General features: G+C 45.4%; 19 protein-coding genes. 18 read left to right on the forward strand and 1 reads right to left on the reverse strand.

The window, feature by feature from the left end:
* Positions 1–3 precede the first annotated feature (3 nt).
* The gene (locus tag AB1K83_RS11995; protein ID WP_413058429.1) at positions 4–981 is read left to right on the forward strand and encodes a thymidylate synthase; all 978 of its coding nucleotides are present in this window, start codon (positions 4–6) and stop codon (positions 979–981) included.
* A 56-nt stretch (positions 982–1,037) separates the two neighbouring features.
* Here the strand turns inward: AB1K83_RS11995 and AB1K83_RS12000 are convergent, their stop codons facing one another.
* Positions 1,038–2,405 carry a sigma-54 interaction domain-containing protein gene (locus AB1K83_RS12000; RefSeq protein ID WP_413058430.1) on the reverse strand — a complete coding sequence of 456 codons (1,368 nt, stop codon included), beginning with the start codon at positions 2,403–2,405 and terminating at the stop codon, positions 1,038–1,040.
* A 346-nt stretch (positions 2,406–2,751) separates the two neighbouring features.
* Here AB1K83_RS12000 and AB1K83_RS12005 point away from each other — a divergent pair, with 346 nt between their 5' ends.
* From AB1K83_RS12005 to AB1K83_RS12085, 17 genes are all read left to right on the forward strand, one after another.
* On the forward strand, positions 2,752–3,792 hold the full coding sequence (locus AB1K83_RS12005; protein ID WP_413058431.1) for an NAD(P)/FAD-dependent oxidoreductase: 1,041 nt from the start codon (positions 2,752–2,754) through the stop codon (positions 3,790–3,792).
* Between the two features lie 98 nt (positions 3,793–3,890).
* Positions 3,891–4,139, forward strand: coding sequence for a ferredoxin (locus AB1K83_RS12010; protein ID WP_413058432.1), 249 nt, complete (start codon positions 3,891–3,893; stop codon positions 4,137–4,139).
* Between the two features lie 43 nt (positions 4,140–4,182).
* Entirely contained in the window at positions 4,183–5,274 is a 1,092-nt protein-coding gene (locus tag AB1K83_RS12015) for an aromatic ring-hydroxylating oxygenase subunit alpha (RefSeq protein WP_413058433.1), read from the forward strand.
* Positions 5,267–6,715, forward strand: a complete 1,449-nt coding sequence (locus AB1K83_RS12020) for an aldehyde dehydrogenase family protein (RefSeq protein WP_413058434.1) — start codon at positions 5,267–5,269, stop codon at positions 6,713–6,715. Before AB1K83_RS12015 ends, AB1K83_RS12020 begins: the two co-directional genes overlap by 8 nt.
* Before the next feature lie 12 nt (positions 6,716–6,727).
* Complete coding sequence (locus AB1K83_RS12025; protein ID WP_413058435.1) at positions 6,728–7,810, forward strand: tartrate dehydrogenase; 1,083 nt, start codon at positions 6,728–6,730, stop codon at positions 7,808–7,810.
* A 122-nt stretch (positions 7,811–7,932) separates the two neighbouring features.
* Positions 7,933–9,558 (forward strand): BCCT family transporter, encoded by a 1,626-nt coding sequence (locus AB1K83_RS12030; protein WP_413058436.1) that lies wholly within the window; start codon positions 7,933–7,935, stop codon positions 9,556–9,558.
* Between the two features lie 505 nt (positions 9,559–10,063).
* Positions 10,064–10,549, forward strand: a complete 486-nt coding sequence (locus tag AB1K83_RS12035; RefSeq protein WP_413058437.1) for a dihydrofolate reductase — start codon at positions 10,064–10,066, stop codon at positions 10,547–10,549.
* A gap of 44 nt (positions 10,550–10,593) precedes the next feature.
* Positions 10,594–11,436: a DegV family protein gene (locus AB1K83_RS12040; protein WP_413058438.1), complete on the forward strand. Its 843-nt coding sequence runs from the start codon at positions 10,594–10,596 to the stop codon at positions 11,434–11,436.
* Between the two features lie 68 nt (positions 11,437–11,504).
* Entirely contained in the window at positions 11,505–12,317 is an 813-nt protein-coding gene (locus tag AB1K83_RS12045; protein ID WP_413058439.1) for a GDSL-type esterase/lipase family protein, read from the forward strand.
* 13 nt (positions 12,318–12,330) lie between these two features.
* Positions 12,331–12,906 (forward strand): YpmS family protein, encoded by a 576-nt coding sequence (locus tag AB1K83_RS12050; RefSeq protein WP_413058440.1) that lies wholly within the window; start codon positions 12,331–12,333, stop codon positions 12,904–12,906.
* Between the two features lie 22 nt (positions 12,907–12,928).
* Complete coding sequence (gene msrA / locus AB1K83_RS12055) at positions 12,929–13,459, forward strand: peptide-methionine (S)-S-oxide reductase MsrA (RefSeq protein ID WP_413058441.1); 531 nt, start codon at positions 12,929–12,931, stop codon at positions 13,457–13,459.
* Positions 13,456–13,890, forward strand: coding sequence for a peptide-methionine (R)-S-oxide reductase MsrB (gene msrB / locus AB1K83_RS12060; protein ID WP_413058442.1), 435 nt, complete (start codon positions 13,456–13,458; stop codon positions 13,888–13,890). Before msrA ends, msrB begins: the two co-directional genes overlap by 4 nt.
* A 21-nt stretch (positions 13,891–13,911) precedes the next feature.
* Positions 13,912–14,133 carry a YozE family protein gene (locus AB1K83_RS12065; RefSeq protein WP_413058443.1) on the forward strand — a complete coding sequence of 74 codons (222 nt, stop codon included), beginning with the start codon at positions 13,912–13,914 and terminating at the stop codon, positions 14,131–14,133.
* Positions 14,134–14,321: 188 nt separating this feature from the next.
* Positions 14,322–15,026: a purine-nucleoside phosphorylase gene (deoD, locus tag AB1K83_RS12070; protein WP_413058444.1), complete on the forward strand. Its 705-nt coding sequence runs from the start codon at positions 14,322–14,324 to the stop codon at positions 15,024–15,026.
* A gap of 74 nt (positions 15,027–15,100) precedes the next feature.
* Positions 15,101–16,606, forward strand: a complete 1,506-nt coding sequence (locus AB1K83_RS12075; protein ID WP_413058445.1) for a S41 family peptidase — start codon at positions 15,101–15,103, stop codon at positions 16,604–16,606.
* Between the two features lie 54 nt (positions 16,607–16,660).
* Positions 16,661–17,584 (forward strand): CobW family GTP-binding protein, encoded by a 924-nt coding sequence (locus AB1K83_RS12080; RefSeq protein WP_413058446.1) that lies wholly within the window; start codon positions 16,661–16,663, stop codon positions 17,582–17,584.
* A gap of 147 nt (positions 17,585–17,731) precedes the next feature.
* Entirely contained in the window at positions 17,732–18,604 is an 873-nt protein-coding gene (locus AB1K83_RS12085; protein ID WP_413058447.1) for a CAP domain-containing protein, read from the forward strand.
* Positions 18,605–18,693: the final 89 nt, after the last annotated feature.

Below are 18,693 nucleotides of genomic sequence, written 5' to 3' on the forward strand. Positions count from 1 at the left end.
CGAATGGCACATCCAGAAATGGAGTATTTGAACTTATTACAAAACATATTAGATAAAGGTGTAAAGAAAGAAGATAGGACTGGAACGGGAACATTGAGCTTGTTCGGTTATCAAATGCGGTTTGATCTGAATAAGGGATTTCCGTTGCTCACGACAAAACGGGTCCCTTTCAGACTAGTCGCAAGTGAATTGCTTTGGTTCATCAAAGGGGATACGAACATTCGTTATCTTTTGCAGCATAATAATCATATTTGGGATGAGTGGGCGTTCAAAAAGTGGGTGGAATCGGACGACTACACAGGACCGGATATGACGGACTTCGGCAGACGTTGTTTAGTCGATGAGGAGTTCAATCAAGTTTATCAAATGGAACTGGACAAGTTTTGCCAACGCATTCTAGAAGATGATGATTTTGCCGCCAAGTACGGCGACCTGGGCAACGTCTACGGGAAACAATGGCGGAATTGGACTTCTTCCGATGGTGAGCCGATTGATCAGCTGCAAGATGTCATCGAGCAGATCAAAACGAATCCGGACTCGCGTCGGTTGATCGTCAACGCATGGAATCCGGAAGATGTGGTGGATGCAGGGAAAAAGGGGAGCAAGGCTGTTTTACCTCCATGCCATGTGATGTTCCAATTCTCTGTGGCGGAAGGGAAACTCAGTTGCCTCTTAATGCAGCGCAGCTTGGACTCGCTACTCGGATGCCCATTTAACATCGCCTCCTACTCGTTGTTGACTCATCTCATCGCCCATGAGTGCGGTCTGGAAGTGGGAGAGTTCATCCACAGCATAGGGGACGCTCATATTTACTCCAATCATCTGGAACAAGTGAAAGAGCAGCTTTCACGAGAACCTAGAGAACTGCCGACTTTGAGAATCAATCCTGACAAGAAATCCATATTTGACATGGAAATGGAAGATCTGACAATTGAGGGATATGATCCACATCCAGCGATTAAAGCCCCGATCGCAGTATAAGACTCTTAATAATAAAAAGCGATACCTCTGCAAAACGCTGCAGGGATATCGCTTTTTTATTTTTCCTGAACAAGATCTTGGCAATGCTCGCGGATCAACCGGGATGCTTTCGATTGGCTGATGTCCAGATCTTCCGCGACAGCCCGTGTAGATCTACACTTCTGATACGACTCCCTGACCAATGTGCGAGTCAGCTGTTGCAACGCATCGTCCAAGGAATTCCGATGGACAAATTGAGGTGTGCCACCGACTTCATCGAGGATCAATGGAGGCAAATCAGCCATCTGAATGGTGGAACCGCTGACAATCACTAAACGTTCAATCAGATTTTCGAGTTGCCGGATATTCCCAGGCCATGAATAGTGGTAGAGGGCATTCAAGCATTCCGGAGCGATCACTTTATTCGATTCGTATTTCCGGTTGAATTTATTCAAAAAACTATAGGTCAGCGGGATGATATCATCTTGACGTTCACGGAGTGCGGGCATATTGATGTCAATAACGTTCAATCGATAATATAAATCTTCCCGGAAAGTTTTGTTTGTCACCATTTCATGCAGGTTTTGATTCGTGGCCGCGATAATCCGGATGTCCACTTGTTTCCTCTCATTACTTCCAACGGGAATGAACTGCTTATCTTGAATGACTTGCAATACTTTCGCTTGCAAAGGCAAGGCCAGCTCGCCAATTTCGTCCAAGAAAATGGTTCCATTGTTCGCCGCTTCAAACAGACCCACTTTCCCTGTTTTATTCGCCCCTGTAAATGCGCCACCCGTATAACCGAATAATTCGGACTCCATCAGTTCTTCCGGAATGGCCGCACAATTGACGGTCAAGAACGGACCATCTTTTCGTTTGCTCTGTTGATGTAGATAATAAGCGATCACGCCTTTTCCTGTCCCGGATTCCCCTTGGATTAATACAGTGGAATCGGTCGGAGCCACTTTTTTACAGAATTTGAGGATGCCTTTCACGCTGTGGTTATTGGTCACGATGTTGCTATACGGCTCATCCAGATAATTAGGCTCATCCACAGTGTCTTTTTTCTCAATCAACGTCTTGAAGTTTTCAATTTCAGTCGCCGTCATCACGACAAATTCGATTTCCTGCTCATCATTCAGGATGGGGATCGCCGTCGTCATCAATTCATTATGAATGGATGTTTGCTGTATGAGATGGACGGTCTCCTTCTTTGCATATACTTCCGGAACAATCGATGGTTTCCAATATCCACTATTAAACAATTCATCGTTAAACTTCCCAAGTACCTCATTCTGCTTCAAACCATAATGTTTCTCACATTTCCGGTTGACGTAGACGATTCGCTTATGAGCATCCAGTACATAGATCTCGTCGGTTGAGTAATCCAAGATTTTTAAGATGGATTCCAGTGTAATTTCATTCATGGGCGGATTGTTTTGCATCAGGCAATCCCCTTTCTATCGTCTAGTGAGTTGAATTTGAATAAAGTGCCTCATACTGTGAGTCGATTTTAACTCGAAAATAGTAAAAAAAGGTTTTTGAATACTTTGATTTGGCGCCACTATCAAATATTAAAGAGTTGGCACGGTAATTGCATATAAGTTAATAGCAGCCTTGGAGATGGAATTGCTCTAATCGACATATATTCTATCACCAATAAGCTACCTAAGGAAACAGGAGTAAAGAAGGGGGTAATGTCTATCAGGAAAGTCAATGGATACGCTTCCATTTGGGAGGAAACAAATTGAACCGCAATATAGACTGAGGTGAAACAAAGGAGGATCATCTATGGAAAATGAATTGGAACTGTTTGATATCACTATTATCGGCGGCGGTCCAGTGGGCATCTTCACTGCCTTCTATGCGGGCATGCGGCAGGCATCCGTAAAAATAATCGAAAGCTTGCCTCAATTGGGGGGACAGCTATCGGCATTGTATCCGGAAAAGTATATTTATGATATTGCCGGATTTCCCAAAGTGGGAGCCCAGGAACTCGTCGATAACCTCATAGAACAGATGAACCAATTCGATACAACGGTTTGCCTTGGACAATCTGTAGAGACAATCGAGAAAAGCGAAGATGGGTCATTTACATTGACTACGAATAAAGGAGTCCATCGTTCTAAAACTATCATCATCACGTCCGGAAATGGAGCCTTCCAACCAAGAAAAATGAATATTGAAGGAGAAGACAAGTTTTCGGAAAAAAATCTCCACTATTTCGTTACAAATCTCAATCAATTTGCAGGGAGAAAAGTTGTGCTATTCGGTGGAGGAGATTCAGCAGTCGATTGGGCACTCATGCTCGAACCGATCGCCGAGAAAGTCACAATCGTTCATCGGCGCGATAAATTCCGTGCCCACGAGCATAGCGTCGAGCTTTTACAGCAATCGAAGGTCGAGATTTTGACTCCGCATGTACCGGTGGAACTGGTAGGGGATGACAACATAGAAAAAGTTATTGTCCAAGAGACAAAGACGAACGAACTCATTGAGCTTGAAGTAGATGATGTTCTTGTCAATTACGGGTTCGTTTCATCCCTCGGGCCGATCAAAGATTGGGGGCTGACTATCGAGAAGAATTCCCTCGTCGTCAACTCCAAGATGGAAACAAATATAGAAGGTATTTTCGCAGCGGGAGATATTTGTACGTATGAAGGGAAAGTGAAATTGATTGCCAGCGGATTCGGGGAAGCGCCGGTTGCAGTTAGCAATGCCAAAATGATGGTGGACCCGACTGCCAAATTACAACCTCTCCATAGCACAAGTGTCATGGGAGAGAAAGAAAACGAAAGCGCAAAGAAAAGAGAGACCGTCCAAGCGAGATAAACCTTTCTCACAAACGATGGAAAGCGTCTGCCTGAAGCAGAAATCAGTAAGCAAGAATTCATTCCATATACATACCACCAAGGAAAGGAGAAGGAAACATGGCTTGCTTTACAATGATCGACCAGAGTACATGCATCGCTTGCGGAGCATGCGGTGTGACAGCACCAGAAGTTTTTGACTATACGGAAGAAGGCATTGCCTATTCCATCCTGGATGACAACCAAGGGATCACGGAAGTGCCCGAGGACTTGATAGAGGATTTGGAAGACGCAATTGATGGATGCCCTACAAATTCCATCAAGATATCTGACCTGCCTTTCGATTGCGTGGAAGAAAAAGTGAGTTAAAAAAAGGAATCAAATAAAATTTACCTATAGAGGAGAATGAAAAATGGCTTATAATAAAGTAATCAACAAATCAAACAGAACATTCGAAAGAACAATGACATACGACAAGTACACAGATCCGAAAGTATTGGAAAAAGAAATGGAGCTCATATTCTCCAAATCATGGCAATTGGTAGGGCATGTCAGCCAAGTCGAAAAGGCGGGCTCGTTCTTCACGGCCGAAGTTGCCAATGAGCCGCTCATCATCATTAGAGGGACGGATGAAGTAGTTCGAGCATTCTATAATGTCTGCCCTCACAGAGCAACAAAACTTGAGCAAAAGGAAGCGGGAAAAAAGAAGATTCTACAATGTATGTATCATGGCTGGACGTTCAAAACAGACGGCAGCTTGAACAAAGCGCCGAATTTCCGTGGAGAAGATGAAGCTTGCGTAAAAGATGCGTGCCTGCGTGAAGTTCGAATGGAAATCATGGAATCGCTGATCTTCGTCAATCTGGATGATAACGCAAAACCTTTGCACGAGTCCTATGGCGATTTCTTCGACAAATTAGGCGAGTTCCCGTTCCTAGCAGATCTGAAAAGGACTCATCGCAAGACACGAGTCATCAAGGCGAACTGGAAAGCGTTCATTGACAATTACTTGGAATGCGACCATTGCCATGTGGCACACCCGAGCTTCGTGGACACGCTCGACATGGATGACTACCAGATCATCACTTGCGAGAACTATTCCTTCCAGGCTTCCATTGTCAAGCCGGACAAACAATATGGAGAAGTTGACTTGAACACAGCGGAAATGCAAGGTGGATCATTCTTCTGGTTATGGCCAAACTTGATGTTGACCGTGTATCCTGGACCAGGAAACTTGGCATCCATTGAAATGATTCCGATCGATCATGAAAATACATTAGCTGTCTATACGTACTACTTCCGTGAAGATAGCTTGGATAAATTAACCCAAGAAGAGAAGGACTTGATGGCATTTGCAGAGGTCGTCCGTCAGGAAGATGTGGACCTCGTTGAATTGGAGCAAATCGGATTCCGTTCAAGAGCATTCAATAAAGGTCGATATTCCGCGTCAGAACAAGCGATTGTACAATTTCATGAAATGGTATTGGAGGCTCTCGATGAATAAGTTACTTGATAAAAAAACGTTGAGAAAGTTTTTGATCATCAATGGGGAAAACGTAGAAACTGAAAGCTACTCCCCGCTCTATTCCCCGTATTCCGGTGAATTAATCGCAGAAATTGCGATGGGAGACGAAGCAGCGACCAAGAAAGCGATTGCAGCAGCATTCGAGGCGAAAAAGGTGATCGGCAATATGCCTGCCTATGAACGGGCTGAGATCTTGGAAAACGTAGTCCGGATTCTGAAAGAGAGAACGGATGAAATCGCGGAAATCATATCAACTGAAGCCGCAAAGCCGATTGTGTTCGCAAAAGCGGAAGTGGCAAGAACGGTCGAGACATACAAATTTGCTGCGGAAGAAGCGAAAAGGATCCACGGAGAGACATTGCCGTTCGATGCAGCGAGTGGCGGAGTCGGTAGGATCGGTTATACATTAAGGGAGCCACTCGGCGTCATCGGGGCGATCACGCCATTTAACTTTCCGTTGAATTTGGTCGCCCATAAATTGGGTCCTGCGATTGCGGCAGGCAATACAGTCGTCCTGAAGCCCGCATCCCAGACACCATTATCCTCACTCTTCATCGCAGAGGTTTTTGCAGAAGCAGGACTTCCAGCAGGCGTATTGAACGTTGTGACGGGGCCAGGCGGGGTTGTCGGGGAGGCGCTCATCGAAGATGAAAGGGTCAATATGATCACTTTCACCGGTAGTCCTAGCGTAGGAATCGGAATCCGGAACAAAGCTGGGTTAAAAAAGACCACATTGGAATTGGGCTCCAACTCTGCTTTAATAATAGACAAAGATGTAGAAATCTCTGAAATCATCGATCGTTGTACGATGGGGGCTTTCTCAAACCAAGGGCAGGTTTGCATTTCCCTTCAACGCGTCTATGTCCACGAAGACCTTTATGAAGAATTCACTGGAAAATTCGTGGAAGCTACGAAAAAGCTGAAGTTAGGAGACCCGCTCGATCCGGAGACGTACATCTCGTCTTTGATTTCGAAGAAAGAACTTGAACGTACACTTAGCTGGATTGAAGAGACGAAGCAAAGCGAAGCTGTTGTTTTGACCGGCGGCAAAGCACGAGACAATATTCTGGAGCCGACGATTATCGCGAATGCGGACCACTGCTTGAAGGTTTCATGCCAGGAAGTGTTCGCCCCGATTGTTATCGTCAACAAAGTGAAATCGGTAGAAGAAGCGATCGACTATGTCAATGACTCGCGTTTCGGACTGCAGGCCGGCATCTATACGAACAACGTCAAAAATGCTCTATATGCGACGAAAAACCTCCATGTCGGCGGCGTGATTGTCAATGATATCCCGACATTCCGCGTGGATCACATGCCATATGGCGGTGTGAAAGAGAGCGGGACAGGCCGGGAAGGGATCAAATATGCCATTGAAGAAATGACTGAAATGAAATTGGTCGTTTGGAATCAAGGCTGAAGGAGCTTTGCTATGAAAAATTATAAGATTGCAGTCATTGCCGGAGACGGAATCGGTCCCGAAGTAATCGATGAGGGCATTAAAGTATTGAACAAGATAGCAGAAATGGATAAGGGTTTCAAATTCGAATTTACCCACTTTCCATGGGGCTGTGAATATTACACAAAACACGGAAAAATGATGGCATCTGATGGTATAGAGCAGTTGAAGGAGTTCGACGCCATCTACCTCGGAGCGGTTGGCTTCCCGGGAGTGCCTGACCATATCTCCCTGTGGGACTTGCTGCTGATCATCCGAAAGGAATTCGATCAGTACGTCAATATCCGCCCAATTAAATTATTGGATGGGGCACATTGTCCTTTGGCGGATGTGAAGCGTGAGGATGTCGATATGCTCTTCATTCGTGAAAACACGGAAGGCGAATATTCCGGTGCGGGAGACTGGCTCTTCAAAGGGAAAGATAATGAAGTCGTGTTGCAGAATGCTGTATTCTCCCGTACAGGGACTGAAAGGATCATCCGGTACGCATTTGAAACGGCGAGAAAACAAGGCCGGACCTTGACGAGCATCAGCAAAGCAAACGCTTTGAACTATTCCATGGTCTTCTGGGATCAAGTATTTGAAGAAGTAAGTGCTGAATACCCTGATGTGGAAACGGCATCTTATTTGGTGGATGCGGCGGCTATGCTGATGATTACGGATCCGAAGCGCTTTGAAGTCGTCGTCACCTCCAATCTGTTCGGCGATATATTGACGGATGTCGGAGCAGCCCTTGCCGGGGGAATCGGACTGGCGGCGGGTGCGAATGTCAATCCCGAGCGGGAATACCCATCGATGTTCGAGCCGGTGCATGGCTCGGCTCCCGATATCGCAGGCCAAGGGATCGGCAATCCGCTTGCGTCCATCTGGTCGGCAAGTCAAATGCTCGATTATTTCGGGTATGAGCATTACGGAAAGTTGGTCATTGACGCGATTGAACAACTCTTAGTTGAAAATGAGACGCTGACTCCAGACATGAAAGGGACGGCATCCACTTCCCAAGTAGGAGATCGTCTGATTGACATTATCGGAAATTTGCAGACAGTGAAAGCTTAAATCGATTTAATCGGTGTTATCTCGATAACGCCGATTAAAATTTAAACCAACACCCGCTCATTTGGTTGGGTGGGGGAGACCCGATCCATCCAAGAGCGGTGTTTGGAAATAGGAGCGGTAATATGAGAGATAAAAAAACTGTGTTTTATTCTTCATTGGCTGTTAGCTTAGCTTTGATCAGTATCGGTGTATTTGCTCCGAAACAGCTAGAGAACTTCTCCAATTCTTCACTTGGTTTCATCTACAACAATCTCGGTTGGTTTATTCTTGGAAGTGTTTTTATCTTCTTTGCATTCTGTATGTATATCGGGGTGTCTAAGTATGGACATATCCGGTTAGGGGATGACGACGATCGGCCAGAATATAGGACAGCCACTTGGATAGGCATGTTGTTTAGCGCATCTATCGGTATCAGTCTTGTATTCTGGGGGGTTGCGGAACCAGTTTCCTACTATATCAGTCCTCCTTTCGGTACGGGCTCTACGGAAGAATCGGCCAAAACTGCCATGCAGTTCGTTTTCCTACATTGGGGAGTTTCGGCCTGGGCATGTTATGCAGTGGTTGGTGTATCATTAGCGTTTTTCCAGTTCCGAAAAAAGCTCCCGGCATCTCTGAGCTCCGTCTTCTATCCGTTAGTTGGCGATAAGATAAGAGGGACTTTCGGAAAGAGCATTGATGTCATTGTCATTCTTTCCATTGTCATTGGGATTGCAACATCCCTTGGATTTGGGACGTTGCAAGTCAATAGTGGAATGAATTATCTTTGGGGCGTGCCGGTTGGTATTTCTACGCAAGCCATCATCATCGTCATTGTCAGCATCATTTATGTAGCTTCGACAGTATCCGGCTTGCAGGGTGCGATGCGGCATCTATCAAACTTAAATATGCTCCTGGCTTTTGCCTTATTAGGGCTCGTGTTATTCCTCGGTCCGACACAGACGATTTTCAAGATTTTGTTTCAAGGAATCGGCGATTATGCCCAGAACTTTATCAGTATGTCTTTCCGGACGGAACCTTATGGAAATGGTTCGTGGATTGCAAGCTGGACGTTGTTCTATTTTGGCTGGTGGATCGCATGGGCTCCATTGGTTGGCAGCTTTGTTGCCAGGATCTCGAAAGGCCGGACGATTAAAGAGTTCATGTTTGGCGCCATTTTCATTCCTGTGTTAGGCTCCTTTACCTGGTTCTCGGTCATGGGTGGCTCGGCCATTACGTTCATTCAGAATGCGGGTGCTACAGCTTTGGCTTCGGCAGTGGAATCGGACGTCACTTCTGCACTGTTCAAGTTTTTTGAATATTTGCCGATGAGTGTATTTTTGAGTATTTTGGCTATGGTGCTCGTCCTTGTATTCTTTATCACTTCCGCAAACTCCGCGGTATTTGTACTTGGGATGATCAGTGAAAACGGCAATCCGAATCCTTCCCATCTAACTAAGATCATTTGGGGAGTAGTCATTGCCGCCATCTCTGTCGTTTTGATCATGACGGGCGGTTTGGCCGGTTTGCAATCAGCACTTGTTGCTACAGCTATTCCCATTGCAGTATTGATGCTTGTCATGTGTTATTCCACATATGTAGGGCTACGGGAAGAAGCAGCACTTTCTACAGGGAAAGAACCTAAGGAGAAGATGGAAGTTTCCAAATCAAGAAAGTTCAAAGAAACGAAGACAGAAGTGAAAAAAGAGCTAGCGCTTCGGGTGGAAATGGAGGAACCTCGTAAAGAGGATATCATCGTTACGAACAAATAATTTGTCCTGATGTAATGATGACTCCTGTAGAGGTGAATTCAACTTATAACCATAAATGAGCCATAGAATTGTAAGCGTTAACAATAGTTGGTAAATTGAAAACAATCCCGCGGTTTTGAATCGCTTTAAGTATGTGAACAGGCAAGGGTTGTCCCGGAAAATCGACTTCTGGGACAACCCTTTTTGTTGCCTTCGACTTTCATAAAGATATCCAGTAACCCAAGATAGATTGAATTCGAACAGCGGATAAAATGAAATAGAGCAATATGTTTTTAATGAATCACCGTATTTGTATAATGTAGGTAGGTGGTCCGAATGACCGTTTCCTACCAAGAAATTTAGGGAAAGAATTATATGTTACTGATGGAGAATCTTTTTCTATTTACACTTAATTCAACCTTTAAACACTTTTGATGAATAACATTCAAATTTCTTATGTTATACTTTTCATGAATCAGAAGTAGACAAACGCTGGACGTAGTTGAGTATAGAAAGGAAGTTATCAATGATTTCATTACTTGTAGCTCATGACCCGGATCGAGTGATTGGTAAAGATAACCAATTACCGTGGCATATACCCGAAGATCTCGCTTATTTTAAAAGGGTGTCAATGGGAAAAGGCATTGTGATGGGAAGAAAAACATTTGAATCGATCGGCAGGCCCTTGCCAGGACGATTAAACATTGTCGTGACGCGTAATCGCGATTTCCAGGCTGATGGGGTCACGGTCGTCCATACATTAAATGAAGCCATCGAGAAATCGAAAGCCTACCACGAAGAGGTGGTCATTATCGGGGGAGCGGAAATCTTCCGCTTGGCGATTGGAATAGCGGATCGCATGTACATTACATTCATTCAACAACATTTCGAAGGGGACACTTTTTTTCCGCCCTATGGTGATGAATGGAAACTGACTAGCGTATCCGAAGACCTTCAATCGGCTGACGGCACGGTTTACTCCTTCCTTGTTTACGAAAAAAAACCAAATTAAAAAAGCGTCGAGGGAGGCGCATTTGAGAAAGAGGGATTCATCTTATGAGAAAGATTCATATCGTGACGGACTCCACGGCGGACCTGACGGAAGAGGATGTGGAAAAACATGGAATCCATGTCGTTCCATTAACGATTCAAATCGATAATCGGACGTATATCGATGGAGTCGATATTCAACCGGAATCTTTTCTGCGATTGATGAAAGAGGCAACACAATTACCAAAGAGTTCCCAGCCCGCTACCGGCATTTTCAAAGAGCTTTACGATGAACTTGGAAAAAACGGGGATGCAATCATTTCCATACATATGACAGGTGGCATGAGCGGAACCGTTAAATCAGCTCAGGCCGCTGCGGAAATGTCAAGTTCTGATGTGATCGTTATTGATTCGATGTTCATTTCGCATGCATTGACATTCCAAGTGTTGGAAGCGGCCGATATGGTTTCACAAGGAAAGTCGGTAGAGGAAATCGTCGATCATTTGAGAGGGGTCCGGAAAAAGACATCTCTTTTTGTCGTTGTCGATATTCTCGATAATCTCGTAAAGGGCGGCCGTATCGGGAAAGGGAAGGCAATGATTGGCTCCTTGTTGAATATCAAGCCGATCGCTACTCTGCAAGATGGCGTTTATACCCCAATTGCCAAGGCTAGAAGTCATAAGCAAGTTGTTTCGTATTTATTTAAAGCCTTCAAAGAGGAAACTGCCGGAAAAATGGTCCGTAGGGTTGGCATTTCACATGCCAATGGATTGGCGATGGCTGCACCGCTGAAGAAATTACTTGAAGACTCAGGTGTGCAGGACGTCAAGTTGACTTTTACAACGCCGATCATTAGCACGCATACGGGCGAAGGCGCGATCGGATTCATGTACTATACGGAAGAGTAATCAGCAACGTCCCGATGCAGCATGTTCAAATAATAGGATTCGAAAGATAGAAAAGGGGAAGCATTGCTATGAGAAGAGTATTCGTTCTGGTGATCGCCTTCTCATTGATTTTATCCGCCTGCACGAAATCATCGTTCAACACGGAGCCATTTGCGGAACGCGATAGGACAGCATTCACAAAATGGACGATCCCAGGGTACTTTGTTCCGGAACGGATCCGGGTGATTGGGCTCGGTGACTCCCTTACTCAGGGAGTTGGCGATGATAGGAAGAAAGGCGGGTATTTCGGCCGCTTGACGGACCGGATGAACGAATGGAAAGGGGTTAAGGAGATTACTGCAGAAAATCTGGCCAAACGAGGAAGACGGAGCGATCAATTACTTGAGCAATTCGATGAGCAGGATTTTCGTCGCGAAATCAGAAATGCAAACATCATCCTGCTGACAATCGGTGGAAATGACATCATGAAAATCGTAAAAGGCAATCTATTTGATTTGAGAACAGGACCATTTTATAAAGAGCTTGTTCATTTTGAAGAACGACTGGATGAGATTTTCACTTCAATCCGATTGCTAAATGATGATGCGCTGATCGTGGTGGCCGGACTGTATAATCCCTTTTCGATTGTGACAGATGAAGTGAATGAATTTGAAGAAATCATCCATGATTGGAATGAAGCGATTGAAATGCGCACTGTTTTGGATGAGAAGTCTTGCTTTGTACCTGTCACCGATCTGTTCGATTCAAATGTCAACATGGTCTACCATACCGATTTCTTCCATCCAAATGCAAAAGGGTATGAATTAATGACGGAACGCTATTTGGCTTCCATTGAAAAATGTGGCCTGTATGAAATGTCGGATGGAGATTTGGAGATGTAGGAGTTGAGATCGCGTGAATCCATGGAAGATTAGTTTTTTTGCATTGGCGGGCTTAATCATTGCCGCCATTATCGCACTTGTTTTATTTATTGGTAATCCCGGGGAATCAAAACCTCTTCCGGAAGCAAAGTTAATGCAAACTCCCGCAAATGTATTAACCGTCCATTCCACGAAAGAGGATCTGCAAGGGATCGCCAACACATATATCCGGAAAGCGATGAAGGGAGAACCGCTTCCCGTCACGATGGAAGTGCGGGATGATGTCATCCTCTTGTCGGAAATGACGGTGTTTTCTTACACATTGCCGGTCCAGATGCATTTTAATCCGGTTGTACAGGAAGATGGGAACTTGATACTGAAGCAGTCATCTATGGAAATTGGTCAATTAAACGTTCCACCTTCCACCGTCTTGAAAATCTTGCAAGATTCGGTCGCGTTGCCTCCTTGGATGATTGTTCGCCCGAAAGAAGAAGAATTGTTTATTGACCTTTCCAGGATTCCGGTTTCGGGAAATTTGCAAGTGAAGGCGAAAACGTTCAATTTGGCAGAGGATGAAATAATTTTGGAAATTTTTATTCCGAATGAGTGACTGACAGAAGGGAGACGTTCCAATGGCAAAAGCGTTAGCCACTTTTGCAGGTGGCTGTTTTTGGTGTATGGTGAAACCGTTCGATCGATACGAGGGAGTGCATTCCGTCATTTCGGGCTATACAGGGGGAAACATAGCGAACCCGACGTACGAACAAGTTTGCACCAATACGACAGGGCATCGAGAAGCTATTCAAATCACGTATGATGATGAAATCATTTCCTATGGCGAGTTGCTGAACATTTTTTGGCGCCAGATCGATCCGACTGATCCAGGAGGTCAGTTTTATGATCGAGGGGAGTCGTACCAGACTGCTATCTACACTCATTCCCCCGAACAACAGCGGTTGGCGGAGCAATCCAAACAAGCGCTTGAAGAATCGGGGAGATTTGATAAACCGATTGTGACAGACATTATCCCGGCAAACACATTCTATCCTGCAGAAGAGGGACATCAGCATTATTATTTGAAGAATCCAGGCCATTATAATCGCTATGCAGTCGGTTCGGGCAGGGAACGATTCAAATTGGAAACATGGGGTGAAGAGACATGAAAGAGGATTTGAAAAACAAATTAACTCCGATACAGTATCATGTCACACAGGAAAACGGGACGGAGCCGCCTTATCGTAATGAGTATGATCAGCATTTCGAGGAAGGGATCTATGTAGACGTCGTGTCCGGAAAGCCTTTATTCAGCTCCAAAGATAAATATGACGCCGGTTGCGGATGGCCAAGCTTCACGAAGCCGATCGAGCCGGAGGAAGTATCTGAGCATTTTGACACGAGCCATGGCATGCGACGGACGGAAGTGCGTAGCAAAACGGCGGATTCCCATCTGGGTCATGTATTTCCGGACGGTCCACGTGGCCCGGGCCAAACGGGAATGCGTTACTGCATCAATTCCGCGGCCCTACGGTTTATTCCTGTTAGCGAATTAGAAAACGAAGGGTATGGAAACTATTTGAAATTATTCTCAGAATAACCTAAGGAATGGAGTGGTCGAATGGATCGGTCATTTTACCGTTTTGCTCTAGCATACAGGGGTGGACCGAAAGAAGATGCAAAGGCGGTTTTTTCGGAGAGAATGTTCCACGACTCCAGCTTTCCTCGGGATGAAAAGGCATTCGACCCGATCTCACGCTATTTAGAGGAGGCAGCGGACCCCGAAATGCCTTCCGTTGTATTTGACGAGCTATATGCACTGTACGAGGATCGTTTCAGCTGATGGCTGTCCGTTAGTTATATAGTTAAAAATAGCGCTCCTTGTGGGGAACGCTTATAGTGGGCGAGGAGCGCTCAAAACTTCCATGAAGGGCTCTACTAATGCTCTTGACTATTTTGTGTCTTCATTGCATATCCTTCCATTAACCTGTATGATGAGGGAAGAAAAATTGAACGAGGGGCGACGACTATATGAGTATACATATCAATGCGAATAAAGGGGATATCGCTGAAACGATTTTACTTCCGGGCGATCCACTGCGCGCCAAGTATATCGCTGAAAACTTTCTAGAGAACGTTACACAGTACAACGAAGTCCGTAATATGTTCGGTTATACAGGGACTTACAAAGGAAAGCGTATTTCCGTGCAAGGGACGGGCATGGGAGTACCATCGATTTCGATTTACGTGACGGAGTTGATGCAGGAGTATGACGTGAAGAAACTCATCCGTGTCGGCACTTGTGGAGCCATCCAGAAGGACGTGCATGTACGTGACGTGATTTTGGCGCAAAGTGCTTCTACGGATTCGAAAATGAACGAAATCATATTCAATGGAATCAGTTATGCACCGACTGCCGATTTCGACCTCCTGCTGAAAGCCTATGAGGCAGGAAAGGAAAAAGGCCTTGAACTGAAAGTGGGTAATGTCTTTACGGAAGATGTATTTTATAATGAATATGCCCAACATGAAAAATGGGCACAGTATGGTGTGTTGGCTGTCGAAATGGAGGCCGCGGCCTTATATACATTGGCAGCAAAGTTCGGTTGCCAGGCACTTGCGATTCTGACGGTCAGCGATCATATCTTGACGGGTGAAGCGACCTCTGCAGAAGAGCGTCAAACCACATTCAATGAAATGATTGAAGTGGCGCTGGACGCCGCTATCCAAGAATAATTTCGTGGGGACCGCGCGCAAGTGGAGCGGTCCCTTTTTAAGTGGATTGATTTTTACAGAAGGTGGGGAAAGGGATGGAAGAAAAAGAAACGACAGGTGCGGAGCAAACGCCTGAACAGGAGCCGAATCGTCAACCGCCGGCTAAGCGATATATCCGATTGAAGCCCTTCTCCTTTGTCATGCTCATTTTCGGATTGGTCTTGGCATCTGCGGGAATTACCTTTTTTACATTGACCACCGGGGAAGACAAAGTGGTGGAAGTAGTAAATCCCCAAAAAACGATAGATCGGAAAGAGTTTCAAAAATTGTACGATGCCTATGATGAGATGCTTGCCAATTATTATGACAAAATTGATGAATCTGCGGTCATTGACGGTGCCATCAACGGAATGATTGATGCACTTGGAGATCCGTATTCCGACTATCTGAATGAGGAAGAAGCGAAACGGTTGAATGAAAGCATCTCTTCCAGTTTCGAAGGAATTGGGGCGGAAATCCAAGAGCAAAATGGCTATATTAGTGTCGTGTCTCCCATTAAAAATTCTCCTGCTGAACGAGCAGGTTTATTGCCTAATGATCTGATCATCGCAGTTGATGGAGAGAGCATCCAGGGGATGTCCTCTTCTGAAGCGGTGCTGTTGATTCGCGGAGAAAAAGGAACGTCTGTCACTCTTTCGATTCGACGTGGAGATGCTGCGGAACCGTTTGATATGAAAATCACCCGCGATGTGATTCCGATCGAGACGGTCTATGCTGAAATGTTGGAGGATGGCATTGCCCATATCCATATCACCAGCTTCTCTGAACATACGTATGATGAATTGTTGGCTGCGTATGAAGAGATGGAACAGCAAGGCATGAAAGGGCTCATTCTTGACGTCCGTCAAAATCCAGGCGGTAGGTTGGATACGGCCATTGATATTTCAGATTTGTTCGTCGAGAACGGAAAGATATTAATGCAGTATGAAGAAAAAGGGATGAAGCCGGAAGTCTTCCCAGCTTCCGATGGCAAAAAAATCGATCTTCCGATAGCGGTTGTTATTGATGATGGCAGTGCATCGGCTTCGGAGATTTTAGCAGCTGCGTTGAAGGAATCAGCCGATATCCCGTTGATTGGCGTCAAAACGTTCGGCAAAGGAACGGTTCAATCGCCCAAAGACTTGTCAGACGGATCCAATCTCAAGTTGACTACGGCCAAATGGCTGACGCCGGATGGCAATTGGATTCATAAAAAAGGGATCGAACCGGATTTTGAAGTTCCATACCCTCCTTACGCATCGCTCCCTTATCTCGATCCTTCGATTGAAATGAAGGAAGGCATGCTGGCACCTACCGTGAAATCAGCAGAAGAGATGCTGGAAGCGGTCGGTTATGAACCGGGTGAGATCGATGGATTATTTGATGAAAAGACGGAGCGGGCTGTCCAACAACTTCAACAAGACTTGAAATTGGAGGCGAACGGCATTCTCTCCGGCGATACGACTTATGGATTAATGGGGAAATTGCGTGATAAGATTCAGAAAGATGATCCGCAATTGGTGAAAGCGCAAGAAGTGTTGAAAGAAAACATAGCAAAATAATTAATAAGCGTCCAGTCCATCCAGGACAGGACGCTTTTTAGCGAGGTGCCTATCATGATTGATGTATATCTATTCAGCGGATTTTTAGGGAGCGGGAAAACATCGTTGTTGCTCCATATCATCCGACAGTTGAAAGAGCAAGGGAAAAAACCAGCCGTGCTCATGAATGAGTTCGGAAATCTGTCATTTGATTCCGACCAAGTACAGGGAGCAGGCGAGGTTCCATTGAAAGAATTATTGGATGGTTGTATTTGCTGTACCGGTTCGGAACAGACGGAGGCACAGCTCCAAGGATTGCTGGCAGAAAATGACGACATTGATGTCATCCTGATTGAAACGACTGGGGCAGCCCATCCAGTGGAAGCACTTGATGCCGTTTATTCACCGTTGTTCGCCGAGCGAATCCAAATCAAGGGGATTGTAACCGTCGTGGACTCCAGGCGATGGATCGATCGCAATCAATTATCTCCGCAAATGAAGGTCCTGTTCCTCGAGCAGATCCTGCATGCGCACTTGCTGCTAGCCAATAAAGCCGATTTGCTGACGGAAGGGGAGCTGGCGAGCGTTACGATGCAGCTAGCTGATTTAAATCCGAATGCGCCTATCATCCAAACCGTCAATGCGGAAATCGGGTTTGATTTGATCGAAAAAATGTTGGCGCAACAACAGCAACCTGCGTTGCCTATCCAATCGGCGAAGAATTTGCCTTTGTCTTCTAAACTTCTTACGTTTACCGAAGAGGTACAGAAAGAGAGCTTTGAAGAATGGGTCCGCTCCCTACCGGAAACCATTTATCGGATGAAGGGATATGTTCCTATCCAGGGAGTCAAAAATCCGATGCTCTTTCAATACGCCTATGGGATGGTTAATTGGCTGCCCGAATATGTCAAGATGGAACCACGTCTTGTGATCATCGGAGAAGACCTAGAGAATGTAGCCGATTTCAGGAGCGTCAACCCCGATTTGGATGAAATATAAGACGACACCGCCAAAAGTATCCAAAACCTAGTTTCCTTACTTCCTAGTGTGAAGCCTTTCTCTAGTAAAATGGAGGAAGTGGCAATGATTTCCGATATTCCGACTCTCTCGCACGTTATGATAGTTTGCGAAGGGAGGAGTAATGAGATGAAAAAATCGATTGCAGTCATCTTGCTCGGTTCGGCGCTCTTACTGCCGAACAACAATAGTGCAGAAGCTTCCGGCTTTGACGCACAAGTGAAAGTGAAAAATGCACCATATGTTCAAGTTGTGAAATGGGAGGATCTTTCATACATTCCGACTCAATTCCAAACAGGAGATTTTGGCAAAGTGCAAGCTATTCTAAATAAACTTTGCATCAACCTCCCGGAATTCCAAAAAGAATTCCCATCAACAACGACAACAGCAAAACCGGTTGAAAAAGCACCAACTAATACAACTGCAAAACCAGCACCAACAAAACCGGCTGCAGAAAAACCAGCTGAACAAGCTGCTCCTAGCAAACCAGCGGCAGCAGCACCGGTAGCAAAACCGCAACCGGCTCCAGCAACACCACAACCGGCTCCAGCAGCACCAACGCCAGCAAAACCGGTTGAACAACCTGCGAAACAAGAAACAGCAGCGCCTGCTCAAAACGCATCCGTTTCAGCAGTTGAGCAAGCTGTGCTTGACCTTACCAATGCAGAAAGACAAAAAGCGGGTCTCAAACCGTTGCAAATTGACAGCAAATTGATGAACTCAGCCCGTCAAAAATCAAATGACATGGCTTCAAATAATTACTTCTCACACACAAGCCCAACGTATGGCTCACCATTCGATCAAATGAAAGCGAACGGCGTTACATACCGTTCAGCAGCTGAAAACATTGCAATGGGTCAACGTACAGCAGAAGAAGTGGTCAAAGCATGGATGGAATCACCGGGTCACCGTCAAAACATCCTTACACCTGAATTCACACATATCGGAATCGGGTATGACCAAAACGGAAACTATTGGACACAACAGTTCATCCAAAAATAATAATCTATAGTCAAAAACACGATTGGCGCCAAGCAATGGCCCAATCGTGTTTTTTGAATAAATCCCCGCATAATCGTTGATACTTCGCC

It is taken from the genome of Sporosarcina sp. 179-K 3D1 HS (genome assembly GCF_047228905.1).
Classification (GTDB): Bacteria; Bacillota; Bacilli; order Bacillales_A; family Planococcaceae; genus Sporosarcina.